The following is a 3,143-nucleotide window of genomic DNA, read 5'->3' on the forward strand; positions in this document are numbered from 1 at the left end:
GCTATATTGATGAGCATTGGCAATGAGAACGATTAAGTGTCGTAAGGGCATTTGGTGGATGCCTTGGCATGCACAGGCGAAGAAGGACGTGATACGCTGCGATAAGCTGTGGGGAGCTGCGAATAAGCTTTGATCCATGGATCTCCGAATGGGGCAACCCACCTTAAATACCTAGAAAGTTTAAGCCGTGTTTAGGCACGGTTTAGGTTTCTAGGTATTGTAATAAGGTATCTAACTTTCGAATACATAGGGGTTAGAAGCGAACTCAGGGAACTGAAACATCTAAGTACCTGAAGGAAAGGACATCAACCGAGACTCCGCAAGTAGTGGCGAGCGAACGCGGACCAGGCCAGTGGCAATCAGGAATAAAGCCGAACAAGTTGGAAAGCTTGGCTAAAGTGGGTGACAGCCCCGTAGGCGTAGAACACTGATTGTCCTTGAGTAGGGCGGGACACGTGAAATCCTGTCTGAACATGGGGAGACCACTCTCCAAGCCTAAGTACTCGTGCATGACCGATAGCGAACAAGTACCGTGAGGGAAAGGTGAAAAGCACCCCGACAAGGGGAGTGAAATAGAACCTGAAACCGGATGCCTACAAGCAGTCGGAGGGCGCAAGCCTGACGGCGTACCTTTTGTATAATGGGTCAACGACTTAGTGTAACTAGCAAGCTTAAGCCGGTAGGTGTAGGCGCAGCGAAAGCGAGTCTGAACAGGGCGTTCAGTTAGTTGCATTAGACCCGAAACCGAGTGATCTAGCCATGAGCAGGCTGAAGGTTGGGTAACACCAACTGGAGGGCCGAACCCGCATCTGTTGCAATAGATTGGGATGACTTGTGGCTAGGGGTGAAAGGCCAATCAAACTCGGAGATAGCTGGTTCTCCGCGAAATCTATTTAGGTAGAGCGTCGAGCGAATACCCCAGGGGGTAGAGCACTGGATGGGCTATGGGGACTCACCGTCTTACTGATCCTAACCAAACTCCGAATACCTGGGAGTACTACTCGGCAGACACACGGCGGGTGCTAACGTCCGTCGTGAAGAGGGCAACAACCCTGACCTCCAGCTAAGGTCCCCAAGTCATGGCTAAGTGGGAAAGGATGTGAGGATCCCAAAACAACCAGGATGTTGGCTTAGAAGCAGCCATCATTTAAAGAAAGCGTAACAGCTCACTGGTCTAAATAAGGGTCTTTGCGCCGAAAATGTAACGGGGCTAAAGCCATGCACCGAAGCTGAGGATATGCACTTAACGTGTATGTGGTAGCGGAGCGTTCCGTAAGTCTGTGAAGGGGGATCCGTGAGGACCCCTGGAGATATCGGAAGTGCGAATGTTGACATGAGTAACGACAAAGGGGGTGAGAGACCCCCTCGCCGAAAGACCAAGGGTTCCTGCTTAAAGTTAATCTGAGCAGGGTTAGCCGGCCCCTAAGCCGAGGCAGAAATGCGTAGGTGATGGGAACCACGTTAATATTCGTGGGCCTGGTGGTAGTGACGGATTGCGTAACTTGTTCAGACTTATTGGATTGTCTGGGCGGGGAAGCGGTTCCAGGAAATAGCTCCACCGTATAGACCGTACCCGAAACCGACACAGGTGGTCAGGTAGAGTATACCAAGGCGCTTGAGAGAACTATGCTGAAGGAACTCGGCAAATTGCACGCGTAACTTCGGAAGAAGCGTGACCCCTTTTTACGCAAGTGGATTGGGGTGGCACAGACCAGGGGGTAGCGACTGTTTATCAAAAACACAGGGCTCTGCGAAGTCGAAAGACGACGTATAGGGTCTGACGCCTGCCCGGTGCTGGAAGGTTAAGAGGAGGGGTGCAAGCTCTGAATCGAAGCCCCAGTAAACGGCGGCCGTAACTATAACGGTCCTAAGGTAGCGAAATTCCTTGTCGGGTAAGTTCCGACCTGCACGAATGGCGTAACGACTTCCCCGCTGTCTCCAGCATAGACTCAGTGAAATTGAATTCCCCGTGAAGATGCGGGGTTCCTGCGGTTAGACGGAAAGACCCCGTGCACCTTTACTATAGCTTTACACTGGCATTCGTGTCGGCATGTGTAGGATAGGTGGTAGGCTTTGAAGCGGGGACGCCAGTCTTCGTGGAGCCATCCTTGAAATACCACCCTTATCGTCATGGATGTCTAACCGCGGTCCGTTATCCGGATCCGGGACAGTGTATGGTGGGTAGTTTGACTGGGGCGGTCGCCTCCGAAAGAGTAACGGAGGCGCGCGATGGTGGGCTCAGACCGGTCGGAAATCGGTCGTCGAGTGCAATGGCATAAGCCCGCCTGACTGCGAGACTGACAAGTCGAGCAGAGACGAAAGTCGGTCATAGTGATCCGGTGGTCCCGCGTGGAAGGGCCATCGCTCAACGGATAAAAGGTACGCCGGGGATAACAGGCTGATGACCCCCAAGAGTCCATATCGACGGGGTTGTTTGGCACCTCGATGTCGGCTCATCGCATCCTGGGGCTGGAGCAGGTCCCAAGGGTTTGGCTGTTCGCCAATTAAAGCGGTACGTGAGCTGGGTTCAGAACGTCGTGAGACAGTTCGGTCCCTATCTGCCGTGGGTGTAGGAATATTGACAGGATCTGTCCCTAGTACGAGAGGACCGGGATGGACATATCTCTGGTGGACCTGTTGTCGTGCCAACGGCATAGCAGGGTAGCTATATATGGAAGGGATAACCGCTGAAGGCATCTAAGCGGGAAACCCACCTGAAAACGAGTATTCCCTATCAGGGCCGTGGAAGACGACCACGTTGATAGGAGGCGTGTGGACGTGCAGCAATGCATGAAGCTTAGCCTTACTAATAGCCCGATTGGCTTAATCGCTCTCATTGATCAATGCTCATCTGCTCGGCTCAGCCGGGCGATGATGCAACGACGTGTTCTAAATAAAACAGGCTAACGCCTGCCAGCTTCTCTTCACATTGCCCTTAGATGACCTGGTGGTCATGGCGGGGCGGCCGCACCCGTTCCCATTCCGAACACGGCCGTGAAACGCCCCTGCGCCAATGGTACTCCGTCTCAAGACGTGGGAGAGTAGGTCGCTGCCAGGTCTTCTAAAGGCAATGTAACAATCAATCTTCTCGACACTCCTCGGCCCAAGCCGAACATCCAATTGGGCCGCCTAAGCGGCCCTTT

2 rRNA genes are annotated in these 3,143 nt (G+C 53.2%); both read left to right on the top strand.

The annotated features are described in order from the left end of the window. Window positions 1-30 precede the first annotated feature (30 nt). Window positions 31-2,831, top strand: a 23S ribosomal RNA gene (locus JZX87_RS30885). 112 nt (window positions 2,832-2,943) lie between these two features. Beyond that, window positions 2,944-3,058, top strand: a 5S ribosomal RNA gene (gene rrf, locus JZX87_RS30890). Window positions 3,059-3,143: the final 85 nt, after the last annotated feature.

Origin of the sequence: Agrobacterium sp. Ap1, assembly GCF_017313375.1 — a bacterium.
Classification (GTDB): Bacteria; Pseudomonadota; Alphaproteobacteria; order Rhizobiales; family Rhizobiaceae; genus Neorhizobium; species Neorhizobium cellulosilyticum.